Origin of the sequence: Bacillus tianshenii, assembly GCA_020524525.2 — a bacterium.
Lineage (GTDB): Bacteria > Bacillota > Bacilli > Bacillales > Bacillaceae_N > Bacillus_AV.
Window position 1 is genome coordinate 2,617,370 of sequence record CP129018.1, and the last position, 19,979, is coordinate 2,637,348.

The window sequence follows — 19,979 nt, forward strand, 5'->3', positions numbered from 1 at the left end:
ATTGAATCCGAGCGATTTAAAAAGGTTTTCATAATTTCTTCTATTATTACAATTATGTTCGAATGAATAAGGTTTTATCAATCATTCTTTGCTTACTAAAGCGATAACCTATTTAGAAAAAGCAAAAACCTTCTGTTTGCACAGAAGGTTTCGCAATTTGAAAGGTTATGCCTTTACTGTATTTCCTTTTGTAAGCTGCTCAATGAAATCATTAAACGTAGGAATATCCATTTGTTGAGCAGAATCTGAAAGTGCAACTGCTGGGTCTGGATGCACTTCTGCCATAACACCGTCAGCTCCGATTGCAATAGCTGCTTTCGCTGTTGGAAGCAGCAAGTCACGACGACCTGTAGAATGCGTCACATCGACTACTACCGGTAAGTGTGTTTCTTGCTTTAAGATCGGTACTGCTGAAATATCAAGTGTATTACGAGTAGCTTTTTCATATGTGCGAATACCACGTTCACACAAAATAATATTGCCGTTGCCGCGAGAAATAATATATTCAGCAGCATTAATGAATTCCTGCAATGTTGCTGACATTCCACGTTTTAATAGAACCGGCTTGTCGACAGAGCCTGCAGCTTTCAATAATTCAAAGTTCTGCATATTTCGTGCCCCGATTTGAATCACATCAATATAATCAACTGCTTTTTCAATATCTGATGGCGTTACGATTTCGCTAATTACTGCTAAATCATATTCATCTGCCACACGTTTTAGAATTTTCAGACCTTCAAGTCCAAGCCCTTGGAAGTCATATGGCGACGTTCTTGGCTTAAATGCACCACCACGAAGAAGCTTCAAGCCTTTCGCTTTCACTGCTTCTGCTACTTCTGCTACTTGCTCGTATGACTCAACAGCACATGGACCAGTGAAGAAATGTATATTTCCATCGCCGACTTTCTCTCCTTTAATGTCAACGATTGTATCTTCAGGTTTCTTCTTACGGGATACTAACAATGCTTTACGATGGTCATTTTCTTGTAACTCAAGAGCAGCTTTGAAAATTTCTTTAAATAAGTGCTGTAATGTTGATGTTTCGAAAGGACCCTCGTTTTTCTCTGCAATCAAATTAAGCATTGCTCGTTCACGAACAGGGTCAAATCGGTTTACACCTTGCTTCTCTTTCACTTTACCGATTTCTTTTACAAGCTTTCCGCGTTCATTAATTAGATCTAACAGCTTAACATTCACATCATCAAGCTGTGCTCTCAGTGCTTCTAGTTCCGCATTACTCATAAGACCCTTCCTCCCTTAAATTGTTTATAAGATGTAAAAATTATGATACATTTCTAAATGATTAGGGTTTATTATAAACGATAAATACGAGATTGTCACTAGGAAATTCTTTATTTACACAACGCTTTTAAGCGTTAAAGTAAAAAAGTAATAATGGAGAAGGTGGATGGTTGTGACGGAACAAACTTATACATTTGCCCTAGATATCGGCACACGCTCTGTCGTAGGGATTATATTAAAAGAAAGTGAGAGCGGTTTCGAAGTATTAGATATTCTTTCGAAGGAACATGAGGAGCGGGCAATGCTCGACGGTCAAATCCATGATATCATGGCAGTCGCAAAAATTATTCGCGAAATAAAAGAAGTGCTCGAAGCAAAACATGGGGCTCTTAAGAAAGTATGTGTAGCAGCAGCTGGGCGTGCTTTAAAAACAAAACGAGCGACTGTGTCAATTCCGATTGGCGGAAAACCAATGATCACAAATGAAGATATCGTTCATTTAGAGTTATCTACGGTTCAACAAGCACAATTCGAACTGGCACAGGAAGATAATTTTGAAGAAAGCGCAAACTATTATTGCGTCGGGTATTCTGTAATTCATTATCACTTAGATGAGCAAGAGATTGGAAGTTTACTAGACCAACAGGGAGATAAGGCATCAGTTGAAATTATTGCAACATTCCTTCCGAAAGTCGTGGTCGAATCCCTAATTGCAGCTTTAAAACGTGCTGATTTGGAAATGGAAGCATTAACGCTAGAACCAATTGCAGCACTAAATGTGTTAATTCCTCCATCAATGAGAAGACTTAACGTTGCCCTCGTAGACATTGGAGCAGGCACGTCTGATATTGCATTAACAGACCTTGGTACAATTGTAGCCTATGGGATGGTGCCGATTGCTGGAGATGAAATTACAGAAGCCATTAGTGACCAATATTTACTTGATTTTCATATAGCAGAGCAAGCAAAACGAGACTTACATACGAATGAAACGATTACAATCTCAGATATTCTCGGATTCGATCAAGAGGTTCCACGTGATGAAGTAATTGAAAATATCACTCCTGCTCTTGAGAAGCTTGCTACTGAAATTAGCGATGAAATCTCCGCTCTTAATAAAAAGCCACCTAAAGCAATCATGCTTGTCGGAGGCGGAAGCTTAACACCAGAGCTGCCAAAGCGCTTATCAGAAAAACTAAATCTACCTGAAAATCGCGTCGCTATCAGAGGCATTGACGCTATCCAAAAATTAAAAATTGCTGAACATATTGAAAAAGGACCTGAACTTGTTACCCCAATAGGAATCGCTATTGCAGCAAAGCAAAAGCCAATCACCTACATTGGAATTACAGTAAATGGCAAAAACGTACGATTATTTGATATGAAACAACTAACGGTTGGGGACTGCCTACTTGCTGCAGGGATTGAAATGAACAAGTTATACGGAAAACCCGGCATGGCTATCATTGTGAATATTGATGAAAGAGAAGTCACACTTCCAGGCCTACACGGACAGCCTCCTACCTTACAAAAAAATGGACAACCTTGTTCACTTGAAGAACAAATTCAGCATGGTGATGAAATTATCGTTGAACGAGGCAAAAGTGGTGAAGCACCAAAAGTTCAAGTGAAAGAGCTGTTTCAAGAAACAGAAAACAAAACCGTTTGGATCAATGGCATCTCCTATGAAACAGGAATAACATTTTACAAAAAAGGAGAAATCATACCTCCTGAAACCGTTCTAGCAGACCACGACGTCATTACAACTGCCTACCCAACAACAATTCGTGAACTGCTTTATACTGTTAATCACGAAAAAGGAATTGAAAGCATCGAACCTTTTCGTGTCGAATTAAATGGTTCTATGATTAGTGTAAAAGGCTTCGAAGCACCTATTACGAAGAATGGCTTTCCTACCAAGCCAAACCAAAAAATTGAAGACGGTGACCAGCTTTTTATTGGAGAGCGACCTACACCATTAGTAAGAGATATTCTTGATCAGCAGAATATCCAAACAACCTATAGTATTCCAATTACATTTAACGGAAAACAACTTACACTTTCGAAACAAGCTGGTCAAATTGAAGTGAACGGCCAAGCTGCTGAGGAAGACACACCTTTACAGCATGAAGACGCCTTACAAGTAGTAAAGAAAGAAGTTGATCCGTTCATTTTTCAAGATATCTTCCGTTATGTACACATTGAACTGCCTGATATGCAATCAGGGAATTTCACCATCCTCCGCAACGGAAAAGAAGCGGGCTTCCAACAGCAAATAACGGCTGGTGATGAGCTAAAGATCGAATGGCCAAATGCCCGCCCATAATAAAAAAGCAGAGAAGCCCTCTGCTTTTTTTATTATTTTATAACAGCTTCTTCAAGTGATTTTGTTGTAATTCTCCAATGCGAATCATGCCATACCACTTTACCATCTTCAATTAATAATGCTTGAGGCGACTGATGTCTTACTCCGTATTTTTCTTGAATATAATTTGATAATGGGCGGGCTTCTTGAACATGTAAGAAAAATGTTGGTACGTCCTCATGTTCACTAATGAACTTCTCATATTCGTTATATGCTTCTGAACTGACAGGACATGTTAAACTATTCTTAAAAAATAAAAAACGCGAATTTTCTTGTGCAAGCTGCTCAAATTGTTCAATTGTTGAAACTTGTTTTTTGACCATCTCTACACTCCTCCTTTAAACGATTTAAGTGAATAAAGTTATTGTACCATTGTCTGCACATTTTCAAAAACATTGTGCAATAGAAAAGAGAGGCCGTTTTCCCCGGCCTCTCTTAAATTACTAATATCGTACAAGTGATGAACCAACTTTTCCTCTTTCAGGGACAATTGGTTTGATGTTTTCACGGTTTGCTAAGAACTCAGGACGCGGTTCTTGACCAGAGAATGGCTCAACAAGTTTATTTTGAATAGAGTTGAAGACAAAAAAGACGTTACTTCGCGGAAACGGTGAAATATTTCCGGCTGAGCCATGCATTGTATTACATTCGAAGAAAAGGACTGAACCTGCTGGACCTGTTGCTCGGTCAATCTGTCCTCCTGCTTGGTCCACAAGCCATCTCATACTGTCATTGTCTGGAACACCAACTTCTTGCATTTTCAATGAAGATTTGTAGTTGGAATCCGGCGTTTCACCTGGGCAAGATACATACCATTTATGGGAGCCAGGGATTAACATAAGTGGCCCGTTATATTCATAGTTATCTGTAAGAATAATTGAGCAGCTCACTGCTCTCATATTCGGCATGCCATCTTCTACATGCCAAGTTTCAAAATCAGAATGCCAGTAAAATTCCTTCCCTTTAAAGCCTGGTTTGAAATTGATACGAGACTGTTCAATGTAGACGTCATCTCCGAGCAACTGTTGTGCTACTCTGACTAAGCGTTCATTCTTAGAAAGAAGCTTAAAGAATTCACTGTTCTTATGCACTTCAAAGATTGAACGAACTTCATTGCTCCCAGGCTCACGAATAACATCTACTGTATCTTTCTCGCGATTTTCTTCTATCATTTTATCCAATTCTTTTTTCATTAACGCTACTTCTTCATCAGTGAAGAGCTTATCAAACAGCAAGTAACCATTGTCCTCGTAGAAATCGAGCTGCTTTTGTTTTAGAGGTCCGTCTGAGAATTTAGAGTTATGATGAATAACTGGGTCTTTACGTTTCATGATTTTTGCATCTTGTCCAATTCTTGAAGGGTATAGATCCTTAGCCATTACATATTCACTCCTAATTCTAAAATTGATTTCTTTGAGAAAGTAAATTCCGTTAGACTTTAGCTATTCACTACTTTTAATAACTGTTAGATTTGATATCCAATCAACATCTCGAAATTAACTTTATTGAACGATTATTTTTAGACGAAAAGTTTTAAATTATATTTTGGAGTCTGTTATTACTCCCAGGGGGCGCGAGTTTTTTCTCCACCTTTCTCGCCATTAACTTAAACTTTCGCATTCAATTCATGATGGTGGTTTAACCGATTCTAATAGCCTTTTGCGACTTTCCTCGTTCACTTTATAACCCTCCTTTTTTTATCTACTCACTGTTTACCTAGTTTATTTCATGATTAAACATTCTTTATTGTAATTTATTTGCTTTACATAGTTTATCTTCCTGTCGAACCCTTGCCATGCCCGAATTCATACAAGCTAGATATTCAGTAAAAGTTTTTCATAAAAAAAGACTGGCTACCATTTCGGCACCAGTCTTAGATTTATTTAGTTTGATCGCGTTTGTTCTTCATCTACAGTTGCAGCAACTTCAGAAGCTTCTACAGGCTTGTTATCTTCCTCAGTTGTTTGCGGAAGTACAGCTTCACTTGCAGCTTCTGGCTCCTCAGAATCGCTCTCCTCATTAGAAGAACGGCTTTCTTTCCATTCTTTTGCTTTCTCTTTAATACTTGCTGATTGCTCAGTAACCGCTTGAGATAGGCGTTCTGTACGTTCTTTCGCTGCATCTGCGAAATTTGAACCTTTTTCAGCTGCTACGTCACGGAATTGATTTGTCTTATCACGGACAATAACAGCTTGCTCATTCAAATTTTGACGCAATTCTTTCCCTGACTTTGGCGCAAGCAATAATGCTGCAGAAGCTCCAAGTAATCCACCAATTAAACTCCCGATCATAAAGTCCTTACTATTAATGTTGTTGCCGTTGTTACTGTTGTTTTCATTGCTCATCTTTTTATACTCCCCTTTCACTTATTATAAAGTTGTTGTTTTCTTTTTTTCTTTCCACTTTTGGTAAACATCAATGGCAGCATGACTCCATTGTACTGCCTGTGCTACCTTATCACTTTGCTGTTCGGCTTGAGAAGAGATAGACGTGCTTACAGTTCTCAGTGAATTATTCAAATCTTGTACCGTGTCCCCGACACCTTTCACCGAATTCACTACTGAATTCAATGACTCGGACTTTGTTTGAATGTCCTCAGCTAAACGATTTGTTTTATGTAATAATTCGGTTGTTTCTGTCGTGATGCCCTGCATTTGCTTGTCCATACCTTCAAGGGTGTCTGCTACATTGTCTAAAGTTCGCTGAACAGAACGTAGAGTTTTCACTAAAAATACGACTAATACTGTAAATGCTACAGCGATAAGTGCAATACTTAAATAAAGAATGATGATCATAACAACTTGTGCACCTCCTACATGACTTAGAAAGCAAGTGAGCTAGCATATAGCATATTCAATTGCTTAAATTACTCTACCCCTCTACACCTGTTTACAAACATATTCTCTCTAACACCTCTACTTTCCTTCCCTTTTCGGTTAAAATAATGAGAGAACAACTAATAGATTTGGAGGAAGTTAAATGAAAGATCCTAGAATTCAAGCATTAGCAAATAATCTAATCGAATATTCTGTACAACTACAAAAAGGTGAAAAAATTCTCATTGAAAATACAGGCTTACAAAAAGAACTTGTAAACGCAATTGTTGAAGCAGCATATAAAGCCGAGGGATATCCGTACGTTTTATTAAAAGACCCTCAGATTAATCGCTCTCTCATTAAAGGAGCCACACTTGAACAATTAGAATTACAAGCTGATACTGAAGCCGAAATGATGAAAAAGATGGATGCGTATATCGGCCTTCGTTCTGGTGACAATATTTCAGAGCTTGCTGATGTTCCAAGTGAAAAAATGGAATTATACAGTAAAACTGTCGGAAAAAAAGTACATAGCGATATTCGGGTCCCTAAAACAAAGTGGTGTGTACTCCGTTATCCAAACGCCTCGATGGCCCAATTGGCAAATATGAGCACCGAAGCTTTTGAAGATTTCTATTTTGATGTTTGTACACTCGATTATAGTAAAATGAATACAGCAATGGACCCACTTGTTGAACTAATGAATAAAACAGATGTTGTAAGAATTACAGGCCCTGGAACAGACTTAACCTTCTCAATTAAAGATATCCCTGCTATTAAGTGCGCAGGAGAATGCAATATTCCTGATGGTGAAGTTTTTACAGCACCTGTTAAAGATTCAGTTAACGGAACAATTACATATAATACCCCTTCTCCGTACAACAGTTTTACCTTTGAAAACGTAAAGCTTACATTTAAGGATGGAAAGATTATTGAAGCCACAGCAAATAACACAGAACGTATTAATAAAATCTTCGATACAGATGAAGGTGCTCGTTATGTTGGGGAATTTGCGATTGGAGTCAATCCATTTATTAAAGAACCGATGAAGGATATCCTATTTGATGAAAAAATCGACGGAAGCTTCCATTTCACGCCTGGTCAATGCTATGATGAAGCACCAAATGGAAATGACTCTGCTATCCACTGGGATATGGTCAATATTCAACGCCCCGAATACGGTGGAGGAGAAATTTACTTTGATGATGTCCTTATTCGCAAAGACGGCCGCTTTGTACTGCCAGAACTAGAAGGTCTTAACCCTGAGAATTTGAAATAACATTAGGCTTATACTAATAAAACGGCTACACATCTGTGCAGCCGTTTTTATTTTACGTAGTGGTTATCGTTGCTTCATATTTTTCTTGATACTTCTGAATGTCTCCTGCTCCCATGAAGATTAATACGCTGTTTTCATGATGACGCAAAGCACTGATATTTTCTTCATTCAAGAGTTCTGAGCCTTCAATTCTTCCTTGAAGATCCTCAATTGTTAAGTTTCCTTGCTTTTCTCGTGCAGAACCAAAGATGTCACATAAATATACCTTGTCTGCTAAGCTCAATGCTTCAGCAAATTGGTCTAAAAATGTTTGTGTTCTAGAAAAAGTATGTGGTTGAAAAATTGCCACTAGTTCTCGCTCAGGATATTTTTGACGTGCTGCTTCAATTGTTGCTTTAATTTCTACTGGATGATGGGCGTAATCATCAATTGTAATTTGACTACCCAATGCTTTTTGGCTGAACCGTCTTTTCACACCGCCAAATGTCTTCATTTGCTCTTGAATAGCTTCTGTATCAACTTCTTCATAATGGCATAGTGCAATAACTGCTAATGCATTCAATACATTATGGTTTCCGTAAGCCGGAATATGGAATGTCGCATAGAAGCTATCGCGGACAAATACATCAAACGTAGTACCTTCCGTGCTTTTCTGAATGTTTTGTGCTTGGAAATCATTATGATCAGAAAAACCATAGAACATAACAGGTACATTAGCATGAATTTGTTGGAGCTCTTCATCGTCACCACATGCAATAATACCTTTTTTCACCTGCAAGGCCATTTGCTGAAATGCCTCAAAAACATCCTCAATGCTTTGGAAGTAATCAGGATGATCGAAATCAATATTTGTCATGATCGCATAGTCTGGATAATATGATAAAAAGTGACGACGATATTCACATGCCTCAAATACAAAATAGCGGCTATCTTCTGTTCCTCTACCAGTTCCATCTCCAATAAGATATGAAGTAGGACATGCTGCTTGTAAGACATGGGAAAGCAAACCAGTCGTGGAAGTCTTGCCATGTGAACCAGTTACAGCAATACTTGTATAACGATTCCCTAACTCTCCTAGAAAATGGTGATACCTGAATATAGGCAACCCTAATTCACGTGCTCGCTCTAATTCATCATGATCATCTGCAAATGCATTTCCCGCGATAATGACCTGTCCCTCTGAGATATTAGCCGCATCAAAAGGTAAAATTGGAATGTTTCGTTCTTCCAACGCTTTCTGAGTAAAAAACTTCTTATCGACGTCAGAACCTTGAACAGTTTCATTCATATCATGCAAGACCTGCGCCAAAGCGCTCATTCCGGTTCCCTTTATCCCGACAAAATGGTAAACTGTCATAACCAGAACCTCCAAAATTTCTTCTCATCACTTCTTACATTAACTTCTGTAGTATATGAGTAAAATCTAATTTTTGTTATTATTCTTCTTATCAGGATATGAACTTCATACCTATTTCCTATCTATATGTATGCTCATCCAAACCGCTGAAACACTAAACTATATTAACTATTTAACTTCACTTCAACCTATTATAGCAAAGTTCCCTTGTTCATACTATGGGGTATGAAAATCTCTTTACTTCAGGCTGCTCCAAAGTTGAATTTGCGAACACTTTAGCACTCCAATGCTTTAGCTGGGGGAGTGTCATAAGTTAAAATAAAGCTGACAGACAATGAGTGCCCATCAGCTTTGTGTGCCTTATGTATCAACTTTTTCTAATCGAGGATTTGGTCGATAACGGCGACCAGCTTTGGCTTGCTCATTACCATTAAGAATGACATTATCTCCTGTAAAACCGATATTTATTTTTAACAGGCTGCTGCCAACCCCGTACATATCAACAGGTACACCCTTTTGTTCAAATTCTTTTATGCGTTTTTCGTTAAAGCCTCCTGAAACGACGATTTTTACATGCTGGTAGCCTTCCTCATCTAAAGCTTCCCTTAATGCAAAAATCAATTCAGGATTTACCCCTCGTGGGTCAAACGTGCCAAGCTTATCCTGATTACGAATGAAATATTGATCAATTAACGTACGTGACGTGTCAACACGTACACCTTTTAAAGTATCTCCAAATTCACGAGCTACTTTTAATGCGTCTGTAATCACGTCATTGTTAAAGTCGACAAGCGCAACTAAATCATCTTCAGGAAACTTCTCATGGTAAGCTTTCGTGGCTGCGACTGTGTCCCCTTCAAACAATTGAATTAACGCGTGAGGCATTGTCCCCATTCCTTGCTTGCCCCACCATTCATTCATCGCATGTGTAGCTTGTGCAGTTGAACCACCAATATAGGCAGCATAACCATCACCTGATTGTTGTGTAAAATGATCATCACGGTCGCCCATGAAAATAATCGGCTTTTGAATACCTGATTCTCGAGCGGCTTTTACAACATTGTAGACGTTGGTTGCGACTGATGTTCGACGGCCAAGGATCCCATCAACAATCCCTTCCAAATAGCCAAACTTTTGATAAGGACCTTTAATCGTAAGAACAGTTTCATAAGGACGAATTTTATCTCCATCTTTTAAAGAATAAATCTCCAGCTCTTCAGGATTTTCAGCAAAGGTTTTGATAAGAGCGATCACTTCATCTGTACCACATAGCACCGCATTATCCTTTTGAAAAAACTGCATGGTCACAATGTTATTTGGCTTATACTCCTTCACAATCTCTTTTGTTTTTAAAAAGTAGACTGCTGAAAACCAGCCTTCACCAACACGTTCATCAAACTTAAACGTTTTATTTGTTAAACGCTTGATTTTCCCTTGTAACTTCAGATTAATTTCCTTCATGTCTGCTACCCCTTATTTAACCAGTCATTTCCACTTCTATATAAGTTCACGTTTCCTTCCTTATTCACGTCAAGAAGCTATTCTTCATACATCATATACGTTCTGCTATAAGAAGTAAAGGCGCAGAAAAGCGCAAAAATTAAAACAAAAAGCTGTGTATCACACAGCTCATTGTTATTTGGATATCGACAGTTTCTTTAAGCAACTAAAGTACCCTGTTCTTTTTTCATAAAGCGTTGATAGCCATACACAAGTACTAAAATGACTAGGCCAATCATTGAAATCATAAGCTCTGGGTAAACAAGTAAGATACCTGATGCAAATAAAACCGTACGCTCAATGACACTTGCTCTCTTATGGAAGTAACCCATCATTGATGCACTAATCGCTGCCATACCAAGTAAGGCTGTGACAAGTACTGGCGTTACATTCATAAAGCTCGCATCGTTTTGTAATAGTAAGACTGGGCTCGATACGAATACGTAAGGAATAATGAATGCGGCAATGGCAAGCTTAAATGCATTCACCCCGGACTTTAGTGGATTAGCTCCGGCAATACCTGCCCCCGCATAGGCGGCCAAGCAAACTGGCGGCGTAATGTCTGCGACAATTCCAAAGTAAAATACAAACATGTGTACAGCGATAACTGGGATATCAGGAAACGCCCCTAATATAGCAGGTGCTGCCATTGAAGCTGTTACAACATAGTTGGCAGTTGTCGGAAGACCCATTCCAAGAATAATACATGCAATCATGGTGAAGAACAAAATTAAGAAAAATTGACCATTTGCTAATTCAACAATACCGCCTGCAATCTTACCACCTAATCCTGTTAGCACGACAATCCCTACAACAATACCTGCTGTCGCACAAGCTGCGATAACCGGAAGGGCCGTACGAGCACCTTCTGCTAATGCATTAATTGTTTCTTTCAACGACATTCGCGTATCTTTGCGGAATAAGCTTACAAGATAAGCTGTACCAATTCCCCAAAGAGCAGCATATGTAGCCGTTCTACCAGAAAGTAGCAAGCCAACAATTGCAATAAGCGGTAATAACAAGTCCATACGTTTAATCAAATGAGACATCTTAGGAAGTTCAGCTTTTGGAACACCTAAAATTCCATGTTTCTTCGCTTCAAAGTGCGTTCCCATAAACACGCCGGAAAAATACAATACAGCAGGAATAATAGCAATAATAATAATCTCGCTATAAGGGACACCTGTATACTCAGCCATGATGAAAGCAGCTGCGCCCATGATAGGTGGCATAATTTGCCCACCTGTTGAAGCAGATGCTTCAGCTGCTGCAGCAAATTCAGGACGGAACTTGGCCCGTTTCATCATTGGGATCGTGAAAGAACCAGAGCCTACTGTGTTTGCAACAGAACTTCCTGTTACCATCCCTTGAAGCGCACTAGCAGATACCGCAGCCTTTGCTGTACCACCTGTAAAACGACCTGTTAAAGCAAATGCCAAGTCATTAAAGAAGCGTCCGATATCTGTTTTAATAAGCATAACCCCGAAGAATAAGAACAAATAAATATATTGCGATGAAATCTGAATCGGAATACCGAAAATAGCATTTGTTTTAAAGAACATTTCTGTACTTAAATTTTCCCAACTGAAGCCTGCATGACCAAACAGTGGAATGCCTTTTCCCCACAATCCATATGCAAGCGCTGCTCCTGCAATAATAACAATCGGGAGTCCAACTGCACGTCTTGTTGCTTCAAGTAATAGAATAATTCCAGCAGTGGCTACAAACATATCTACATCGTTATAACCGAGAATAATCGCTTTATTCACAATTCGCTCATAGTTAAAGACAATGTAATAGTTTGTTGCTAATGCAGCAATTGCAAGAATAATGTCATAGAACGGGACACCTGGCCTACGCGCCCATTCGGCTTTCGCTGGGTATAGAATGTAAATAAGAGCTAAGCCTGTTCCAAGATGAATAGGACCTTGGATTTGTGAAGGATAAACCCCTCTAAAAGCTGTAAACAAATGAAAGATTGTAAGAGCAACACCGACAATGACAACAATCCAACCCATGATGCCAAGGTCAGTTCGATAAGAATGCTCTTTGTCATACTTTGCTAATATTTCCTCATGTGTTGTTTGATTTTGTTTCTCTCCCATTTCATCACCACCATTATAAATTATGAATTTTCAACTATAATGAATTGCTGTTCTACGGAGTAGAATTTCCACGAAAAAGCAGGATTGATCCTACTTTTTCGTGGAAATTTATCCTTTTGCGGATAAAAAGCCGGACGTGGTGTCCGGCCCATAGTGGTTATTATTCTGAAATGCCTGCTTCTTCGAAATACTTTTTAGCTCCTGGGTGCATTGGAAGCCCTTTAGAACCTTTAAGAGCATTTTCTTTTGTAATATGTGCACCTTGAGCATGAGAAATACTATCAGCATTTTCGAACATTGCCTTCGTGATTTGGTAGCCAAGCTCTTCACTAATTTGTGAAGTAGAACCAACCATGATTGCATACGCTGTAATTGTATTCACTGGTGCATCTAACCATTCAAATGTATCTGCAGCGATTTCATATCCTTCATACCCTGTTGTTTCTTCAAGTGTTGCTAGCGCATCGCCTTCGATAGGAAGATATTTTACATCTTTTGTTTGTGCTTGTAATTCATCAATTGAAGATGCCGGTAATCCCAAGAAACCAAATGTTGCATCAACTTGACCATCTTGAAGTTTGTTTTTCGCGTCACCAAAGCCTTCTTCAAATGCTTTGTAGTCGCCTTCTTTCAATCCATAAGCTTCAAGGATTTTCTTAGCAGCTGCTTGAGTTCCACTTCCTGGTGGTCCAATCGCAACTTTCTTACCTTTCAGGTCAGCAATTGATTCAATTCCAGTAGAACCAAGTGTTACAACTTGCATAACCTCTGGATAAATATGACCCATAAATCCAACGTTTTCTACAGGTACACCGTCAAATTCTCCTTCACCATCTACTGCATTTTTAGCAGGGATGTGAACCGTCATACCTAGTTGAAGGTCTTCACGCATAATACGTGCTAAGTTATCATTTGAAGCCCCAGTTGATACAGCGCTTACATTGAAACCTTCAGCCTCTACATTATTATTCAAAACTGTAGCAATCTCTTGCCCAAGCGGGAAGTATGTTCCACCTGTACTTCCTGTACCTAATTGAAGGTCAGTAATGTAATTACCTTCTCCACCTTCTGCTTGTTCAGAACCTTGATTTTCTGAATCACCTTCAGAACCAGCATTTTCAGCTTCATTTCCGCCACCGCCACATGCTGCAAGAACCATTGACATGGCAAACAACAGAACAAGCGCTAATAGCCAATTCTTTTTCATGGCAATTCCCCCTTTTCTTTTTTTTTACATAAAATGAACCATTGCAAAATAACAATGGATACAAACTTTTTAGCTAATGCTTATTACTCAGTAAAAAGCCGAAAAATAACTTTTCATAAATAAATTTTTAATTAAAGAACAATATGTCCTCTTATATTAAAACAAATTTTTAAACAACCGTCAATTATCTTGTTATACGACACTAATATTTAATGGCTATAATTTTAAGCAAAAAAAAAGAGGTTGACTCTAATCAACCTCTTTCCTAGTCTATATTGTTGTTTTTTCATCAGGTAATAATTCGGTCATTTGGTCTTTTGAAATAAGAATGTCTCGCGGCTTACTTCCCTTTTGCTCTGAGACAATCCCACGCGCTTCCATTAGTTCCACTAAACGTGCTGCTCTGTTATAACCGATATGAAAGCGACGCTGTAAACTAGAAGCTGAAGCGCCATTTTGTTCTACAACAAATTCACAAGCTTCTCCGAATAATTCGTCCTCTCCATCTGCCACAGTGCTTTGTTTAATTAATTCCTCTTGCTCAAATAAATATGTCGGCTTCATTTGTTTTTTTGCATGCTGGACAACACGGTCAATTTCATCGTCTGAAACAAACGTCCCTTGAATACGAACCGACTTAGCAGAACCATTTCCGAGGAACAGCATATCACCCTTTCCTAACAGCTTCTCAGCCCCACTCGTATCAAGAATTGTCCTTGAATCAACTTGTGAAGAAACTGAAAAAGCAACACGTGTTGGAATGTTTGCCTTAATAAGTCCAGTAATAACATCAACAGATGGACGCTGCGTTGCAAGTAGAAGATGAATGCCACAAGCTCGAGCTTTCTGGGCTATACGGCAAACAGCTTCTTCGACATCCTGTGGAGACATCATCATCAAGTCTGCAAGCTCATCAATGATAATCACAAGATATGGCATCTTTTCACCTTTTTGCTGTTCATTGACGACTTTTTGGTTAAAACGATGAATATCTCTAACCCCTTCATGATGAAACAGCTTGTAGCGACGTTCCATTTCATCAACAGCCCACTTCAATGCAGCTGTCGCAGCCTTTACGTCTGTAATAACAGGGCTCACAAGGTGTGGAACATTATTGTATGGAGCTAATTCAACCATTTTCGGGTCAATGAGTAACAGCTTCACTTCATCTGGTGCTGCCTTATACAGCAAGCTTAACAGGATAGAGTTAATACAGACACTCTTACCCGATCCTGTCGCACCAGCAATAAGACCATGCGGCATTTTACGAATATCTGTCACCATCGGTTCACCAGCAATATCCAGCCCAAGAACAGCCGTAAGTGGTGAATCACTCAACTGAAATGCTGGGCTTCGTAATACTTCCCGTATAAATACAGGCGAACTTTTTTGGTTTGGTACTTCAATACCGATCGCATTCTTACCAGGGATCGGTGCTTCCATTCGAATATCACGCGCTGCTAAGCTAAGCTTAATATCATCCGCTAAGTTTGTGATTTTGCTTACTTTCACACCTGGTTCTGGCTGAACTTCAAATCGTGTAACAGCTGGACCGCATGTCACATTCACAACTTTTGCTCTAACATTAAAGTTCTTTAATGTCAGGTTTAATAGCTCTCGTTGCTCTTCCAGCCACTCATCATTATGTTCAAATGTTTGCTCTGGTATATCAAGTAGTGTCATTTGTGGCTTCGTATAACCAGATGGTGACTGCGTTTCATTTTGTTCTGCTGCTGAAGCAGTTTCACGCTGTTGCCAGCGCTGACGATCTTTTTTACTCATTAATACGTTAAATGGTACGACACTTGTTTTCTTGGATTGTTCGTTCGGTCGCTCTTTTTTTTCCTCTTTTACTTTCGGGTCTTTGTTTTGAGTCGGCTGTTGTGATGTTTTTTCAGCTTCTTCGTGTTCAGACTGCTCAGCTTTCTCATTTAATAAAGGGGCCGGCTCTGTTTGTTCAAGCGTCTTTTCTTGCTCTTCTTCAATATCTTGATTGAGTTGTTTAGCTGAAATATCTTGTTCTTCAACTTCCGTATCTTTAGATGTATCGCTTGTCTCTTCAGCTACTTGTTCGATCTCTTTATCATCTTCATCATCTTCATCTTCAACAAATTGTAAGGAAGAGGTCTGCGTTTCAATTTGCTGTTCTTGTTCAACTGCAAGGTCGCTTTCATTTTCCCGTTCAACAATTTGCTCTGGTTCAAAGAATAGTGTTGGCGCGGCTTCTTGTTCACCTTTAGCCTGCTCACCTGATTCAACCTTTAGGTCAGTATCAGTAGTTTCATCTTCTCCCTCTTGTGAAGCATCTTCTTCAACAGTAGAGGTCACTTCTGTCTCCACTTGTTCTTGTTCATTTGTTTCAGCAGTGTGCTCTTCGGCATTTTCATTCTTTTCTACAACATCTTCAACTTCGGGTTGGTGATCAGCTTCAGGTGATGAAGCATTTTCATTAAGTGATAGGTCAGTTTGTTCCTCTCGTTTCCCTTCAGAAGTCGACTGGTTAAAAACGAGCTCCACTTCCTCTTGCTTTGGCCTTGGCTTTTTATAGCCATGAATTGGAGAGGGTACTTCTGTACGTTTAAATTTCTTTTGCGCAATTTCAGGCTTCGCTGTTTTCGGTTTTGGCTCACGCTTCGGTTTTACGTACTCTTCATAAACTTCATCATCTGCTTGCTGCTCATACATCATTTCTGTGCGACGTCTGCGCCGCTCACGTTCAAGCTCAAGCTGTTTCCGTTTTTCTGAAGACGTTTGCTGCTTTTTATTTGATTCACTCAATTCACTATCTGGGATGACAGGGAAACGAAAATTCCCTTGTGGATATTGATAAGCAACTTTCGCTTCCATATTACCTTTTTCTAAAGAAGGCTTTTCAGTAGCCTGCTGTTTTGGGACAGATTGTTGTTTTTTTGCTTCCCCTTCTTCTTTTAAAGTATTAAACAAACGTTTAAACCAATTGCTCATCCTCCAACTCCTCTTTCTTTTCTTTTCTATTTTAATTCGTTTTTTAAGTTAAATGCCCTTGTGTTTATTTTAACAAGAAAAGAAAAGTTTCGTACATAAGTGAAAAAGACCACTAGAACAAATGTCTAGTGGCTTAAAAATCAAACGGTTGTCCAACTTTATAATTATTTTCTAAGACAAGTATTCCCTTTTCCTTAGGTGCATTCGGTAAATCTAGTTCTTTCGCCGAGCAAATCATTCCAAAAGAATCCATCCCGCGAAGTTGAGCTTCTTTAATAACCATTCCAGATGGCATAACTGCACCTACTTTTGCGACAACAACCTTTTGGCCGGCATCAACATTTGGCGCACCGCATACAATTTGTACCGTTTCTTCACCTAAATTGACTGTACAAACGCTAAGCTTATCGGCATTTGGATGTTTTTCTTTCTCTTCAACATAGCCGACGACAAACTTTGGTGAAAAGTCCGCATCAAGCTTTTGTTCAAAGCCGCTTTTCTCAATTAAGTTGTTTAACTGATTTACAATTTCCTCATTCAACTCTACAACACCATTAGCATCAAGCGACATTTCTTCAGAAATATTGAAGAAATTATAGCCAGCTGTTTTGCCATTTTCTGTACTAAAAATACGCGCTACATTGCCTTTTACTTCGACTTCTCTTTCAGCACGTGGTAGTTCATTTAATACAAGAATTAATGTATCACCAATACCTTTTTTATTGTAAAATGCGTTCATCTTATTCTTCCCCTTTTTTCTTTTTATCCTTTGGCTTGTTTTTCGCCAATATGAAGATTGGTTCTAACTCTTTATTTTCATAAATAAACGAAAGGGCGGTTATTGGCACACGTCCTTCAGCAAAGAACTTCATAGCCATCTGTGCAAGAATATCATAGCCTGTTTCATTACGAACATCAGCGATAATGAGCACATCTGCATGCGGAACAGCTACTGCCATCTCTCCTTGAGTTTGAGCGGCCATCTTTTCAAGCAACGTTTCGTTTAAAATACGGCTTGCATCATATCCATCATTTGAATTTAAGAAGTAAAAGGTATTCCCAGCCACTTCATCACTTTTAAATTCTGCATCTAATGAGCGGGCATTAAAACGAGCAATTTCTCGCAATCGTTCAGGGTCTAAACCTTCTTTCTTTGCAAATGGCTCATCAATCAAACGATAGCTTTTTCCAAGATCTAAGGCATAATAAATCCTTGTTTCCGCAGTATGCTCATCATAGATAAGTGCTTTTCCATCTTTCGATTCTGTTGGAAAAGATGTTGAACGAATGACTGGAAAAACATGCTTTTCACTACCATGAAGCTGCTGTTCTTCGCTCATTACTTGCAGTGCTTCTTCAATATGGTAGACAACATCGTCAATCGCTGCTTCTTTTCTTTCTTCCCATTTAGCGACAATGCCCGGAAGAGAGATTGAAATTCCTTGTTTCGTCTTCTCTACTTCAATTCGAAGTTCATCCTTTTCCCGGTCAAAGCTTAATACCCACTCGGGGCGCTCCAAGCGTTTCTCAAGTTCTTTTTTCATTTTCTTTGTATCCATTTTCATTCTAATGTCCTCCTTTCTTTTATTCGTAACGACTTTTTATATGAGTAGAAGAGTGTGATGACGTAAACACAATGTATCTTTGTGTTTAATTTTGGGCTTCTTTTTTACACTTGTATTAGTTTATCACGTTCTGTTGAAAAATCGAAATGATTCATTATATTTCAAACATAAAGCAGCCCCTAGGGAGCTGCTTTTTGTTAAAGACTTTCAATAAACTGTTCGATTTGCTCTTGTGTCTTGCGGTCTTTGCTTACAAAACGTCCAAGCTCTTTCCCATTCTCAAATGCCACAAAGCTTGGAATACCGAAGATGTCCATCTCCGCACAAAGGTCAATATGGTCATCACGGTCTACATAGTAGAACGTAAAGCTATTATATTTTTCTTCAATTTCTGGCAAGATCGGTTCAATAACACGACAATCTGGACACCAATCTGCTGAGAAAAGAAAGATCGCCTTTCCATCATTCTGGGCTTGTGTAAACATTTCTTTTGATTGAATTGTTTTCATCATCAATCCTCCACATTAATAATCAATCTTCATATCTCCAAATTTAATAAGGCCTGCTTTCCTCATTAATTCTGATAATACCAAACTTATCAATGCCGGACCAATGATGTGCAATGTGAGAACCTTGAAAAGAACATCCATTGAAAAACCCATTACTGTAAATGTCATAATCTGTCCAACAACCCCACTTGTTCCCATACCAGCTCCAGAAGCATTGTTTACCATATCAAACCAAACCGTAGCAAAAGGAGCTAATATTGCACCTGCAACTGTTGGTGGTATAAGGATAATTGGATTACGTACAATATTTGGCACTTGAAGCATTGATGTCCCAATTCCTTGCGCCACGAATCCACCAAACCCATTCTCACGATAACTGCTAACCGCAAAGCCAATCATTTGCGCAGCACACCCTACTGTAGCGGCACCTGCTGCAAGACCATTCAAATCAAGCATCAGCGCAATTGCCACACTAGAAATCGGTGCGGTCAACGCCCATCCCATCAAAACAGCTACAATAATCCCCATTAGAAATGGCCGTAGTTCTGTCGCCCACATAATCCAAGCACCAAACGCTTCCATAAACTTTGCAATACTCGGACCAATTAATGCTGCAGCTATAAAACCAACTGCAATTGTGACAAATGGCGTGACAATAATATCAATTTTCGTTTCCTTACTAACGATCTTTCCAAATTCACTAGAAAGAAGTGCAGCTGCATAGCTTCCAGCAGGACCGCCAAGCTCTGCACCTGCTCCCCCTGTAATAATAGAGGCAAAGATTACAAGTGGTGGTGCATTCAAACCGTAAGCAACAGCACCTCCGATAGCAGGACCCATCATCCCCATTGCGAATTTACCCATATCTACAAAAAATGGGAAATGCAATTGCTCACCGATTGTTTTAATAATTAAGCCGATAATTAATGATGAAAACAAACCAAGTGCCATAAAACTTAATGCCTTCACAAAATAATCTTTTGCTGATAGCGTGACACCTTTCCTTTGCAAAAAGCCCTTCATTTCCTGCTCTCCTCCTACATCTCATTCCTCTGTCATATATTCTCCTA

Annotated in this window: 16 protein-coding genes; 2 read left to right on the plus strand and 14 right to left on the minus strand. The window is 39.1% G+C overall.

Annotation, left to right across the window (positions count from 1 at the left end; genetic code table 11):
- Nucleotides 1-165: 165 nt before the first annotated feature.
- Nucleotides 166-1,242, minus strand: a complete 1,077-nt coding sequence (locus LC040_13310; protein WLR50245.1) for a bifunctional 3-deoxy-7-phosphoheptulonate synthase/chorismate mutase — start codon at nucleotides 1,240-1,242, stop codon at nucleotides 166-168.
- Nucleotides 1,243-1,414: 172 nt separating this feature from the next.
- Here LC040_13310 and LC040_13315 point away from each other — a divergent pair, with 172 nt between their 5' ends.
- Complete coding sequence (locus tag LC040_13315; GenBank protein WLR50246.1) at nucleotides 1,415-3,568, plus strand: cell division protein FtsA; 2,154 nt, start codon at nucleotides 1,415-1,417, stop codon at nucleotides 3,566-3,568.
- Between the two features lie 32 nt (nucleotides 3,569-3,600).
- Here the strand turns inward: LC040_13315 and ytxJ are convergent, their stop codons facing one another.
- The 4 genes from ytxJ to LC040_13335 form a co-directional block, all read right to left on the minus strand.
- Nucleotides 3,601-3,930: a bacillithiol system redox-active protein YtxJ gene (ytxJ, locus tag LC040_13320; GenBank protein ID WLR50247.1), complete on the minus strand. Its 330-nt coding sequence runs from the start codon at nucleotides 3,928-3,930 to the stop codon at nucleotides 3,601-3,603.
- 120 nt (nucleotides 3,931-4,050) lie between these two features.
- A complete protein-coding gene (gene thpD / locus LC040_13325) occupies nucleotides 4,051-4,986 on the minus strand; it encodes an ectoine hydroxylase (GenBank protein ID WLR50248.1) in 936 nt (311 codons plus the stop codon).
- Nucleotides 4,987-5,490: 504 nt separating this feature from the next.
- Complete coding sequence (locus LC040_13330; GenBank protein ID WLR50249.1) at nucleotides 5,491-5,952, minus strand: YtxH domain-containing protein; 462 nt, start codon at nucleotides 5,950-5,952, stop codon at nucleotides 5,491-5,493.
- A gap of 24 nt (nucleotides 5,953-5,976) precedes the next feature.
- Nucleotides 5,977-6,402 (minus strand): DUF948 domain-containing protein, encoded by a 426-nt coding sequence (locus LC040_13335; protein WLR50250.1) that lies wholly within the window; start codon nucleotides 6,400-6,402, stop codon nucleotides 5,977-5,979.
- Between the two features lie 184 nt (nucleotides 6,403-6,586).
- Between LC040_13335 and LC040_13340 the strand changes: the two genes are divergently transcribed.
- Nucleotides 6,587-7,702 (plus strand): aminopeptidase, encoded by a 1,116-nt coding sequence (locus LC040_13340; protein WLR50251.1) that lies wholly within the window; start codon nucleotides 6,587-6,589, stop codon nucleotides 7,700-7,702.
- Between the two features lie 52 nt (nucleotides 7,703-7,754).
- Here LC040_13340 and murC read toward each other — a convergent pair whose 3' ends face one another.
- The 9 genes from murC to LC040_13385 all read right to left on the minus strand — a co-directional run bounded on the left by murC (nucleotide 7,755) and on the right by LC040_13385 (nucleotide 19,932).
- The gene (murC, locus tag LC040_13345; GenBank protein WLR50252.1) at nucleotides 7,755-9,059 is read right to left on the minus strand and encodes a UDP-N-acetylmuramate--L-alanine ligase; all 1,305 of its coding nucleotides are present in this window, start codon (nucleotides 9,057-9,059) and stop codon (nucleotides 7,755-7,757) included.
- Between the two features lie 360 nt (nucleotides 9,060-9,419).
- Nucleotides 9,420-10,520 (minus strand): nicotinate phosphoribosyltransferase, encoded by a 1,101-nt coding sequence (locus LC040_13350; GenBank protein ID WLR50253.1) that lies wholly within the window; start codon nucleotides 10,518-10,520, stop codon nucleotides 9,420-9,422.
- 197 nt (nucleotides 10,521-10,717) lie between these two features.
- On the minus strand, nucleotides 10,718-12,664 hold the full coding sequence (locus tag LC040_13355; GenBank protein WLR50254.1) for a TRAP transporter permease: 1,947 nt from the start codon (nucleotides 12,662-12,664) through the stop codon (nucleotides 10,718-10,720).
- A 160-nt stretch (nucleotides 12,665-12,824) separates the two neighbouring features.
- Nucleotides 12,825-13,871, minus strand: a complete 1,047-nt coding sequence (locus LC040_13360; protein ID WLR50255.1) for a TAXI family TRAP transporter solute-binding subunit — start codon at nucleotides 13,869-13,871, stop codon at nucleotides 12,825-12,827.
- A 270-nt stretch (nucleotides 13,872-14,141) separates the two neighbouring features.
- Nucleotides 14,142-16,835 carry a DNA translocase FtsK gene (locus tag LC040_13365; protein ID WLR50256.1) on the minus strand — a complete coding sequence of 898 codons (2,694 nt, stop codon included), beginning with the start codon at nucleotides 16,833-16,835 and terminating at the stop codon, nucleotides 14,142-14,144.
- Between the two features lie 133 nt (nucleotides 16,836-16,968).
- Nucleotides 16,969-17,574, minus strand: coding sequence for a DUF4479 domain-containing protein (locus LC040_13370; GenBank protein ID WLR50257.1), 606 nt, complete (start codon nucleotides 17,572-17,574; stop codon nucleotides 16,969-16,971).
- Nucleotide 17,575: 1 nt separating this feature from the next.
- On the minus strand, nucleotides 17,576-18,400 hold the full coding sequence (locus LC040_13375; GenBank protein WLR50258.1) for a DUF1444 domain-containing protein: 825 nt from the start codon (nucleotides 18,398-18,400) through the stop codon (nucleotides 17,576-17,578).
- Nucleotides 18,401-18,597: 197 nt separating this feature from the next.
- Nucleotides 18,598-18,909: a thioredoxin family protein gene (locus LC040_13380; protein WLR53292.1), complete on the minus strand. Its 312-nt coding sequence runs from the start codon at nucleotides 18,907-18,909 to the stop codon at nucleotides 18,598-18,600.
- Between the two features lie 15 nt (nucleotides 18,910-18,924).
- The gene (locus tag LC040_13385) at nucleotides 18,925-19,932 is read right to left on the minus strand and encodes a PTS sugar transporter subunit IIC (GenBank protein WLR50259.1); all 1,008 of its coding nucleotides are present in this window, start codon (nucleotides 19,930-19,932) and stop codon (nucleotides 18,925-18,927) included.
- Nucleotides 19,933-19,979 lie beyond the last annotated feature (47 nt).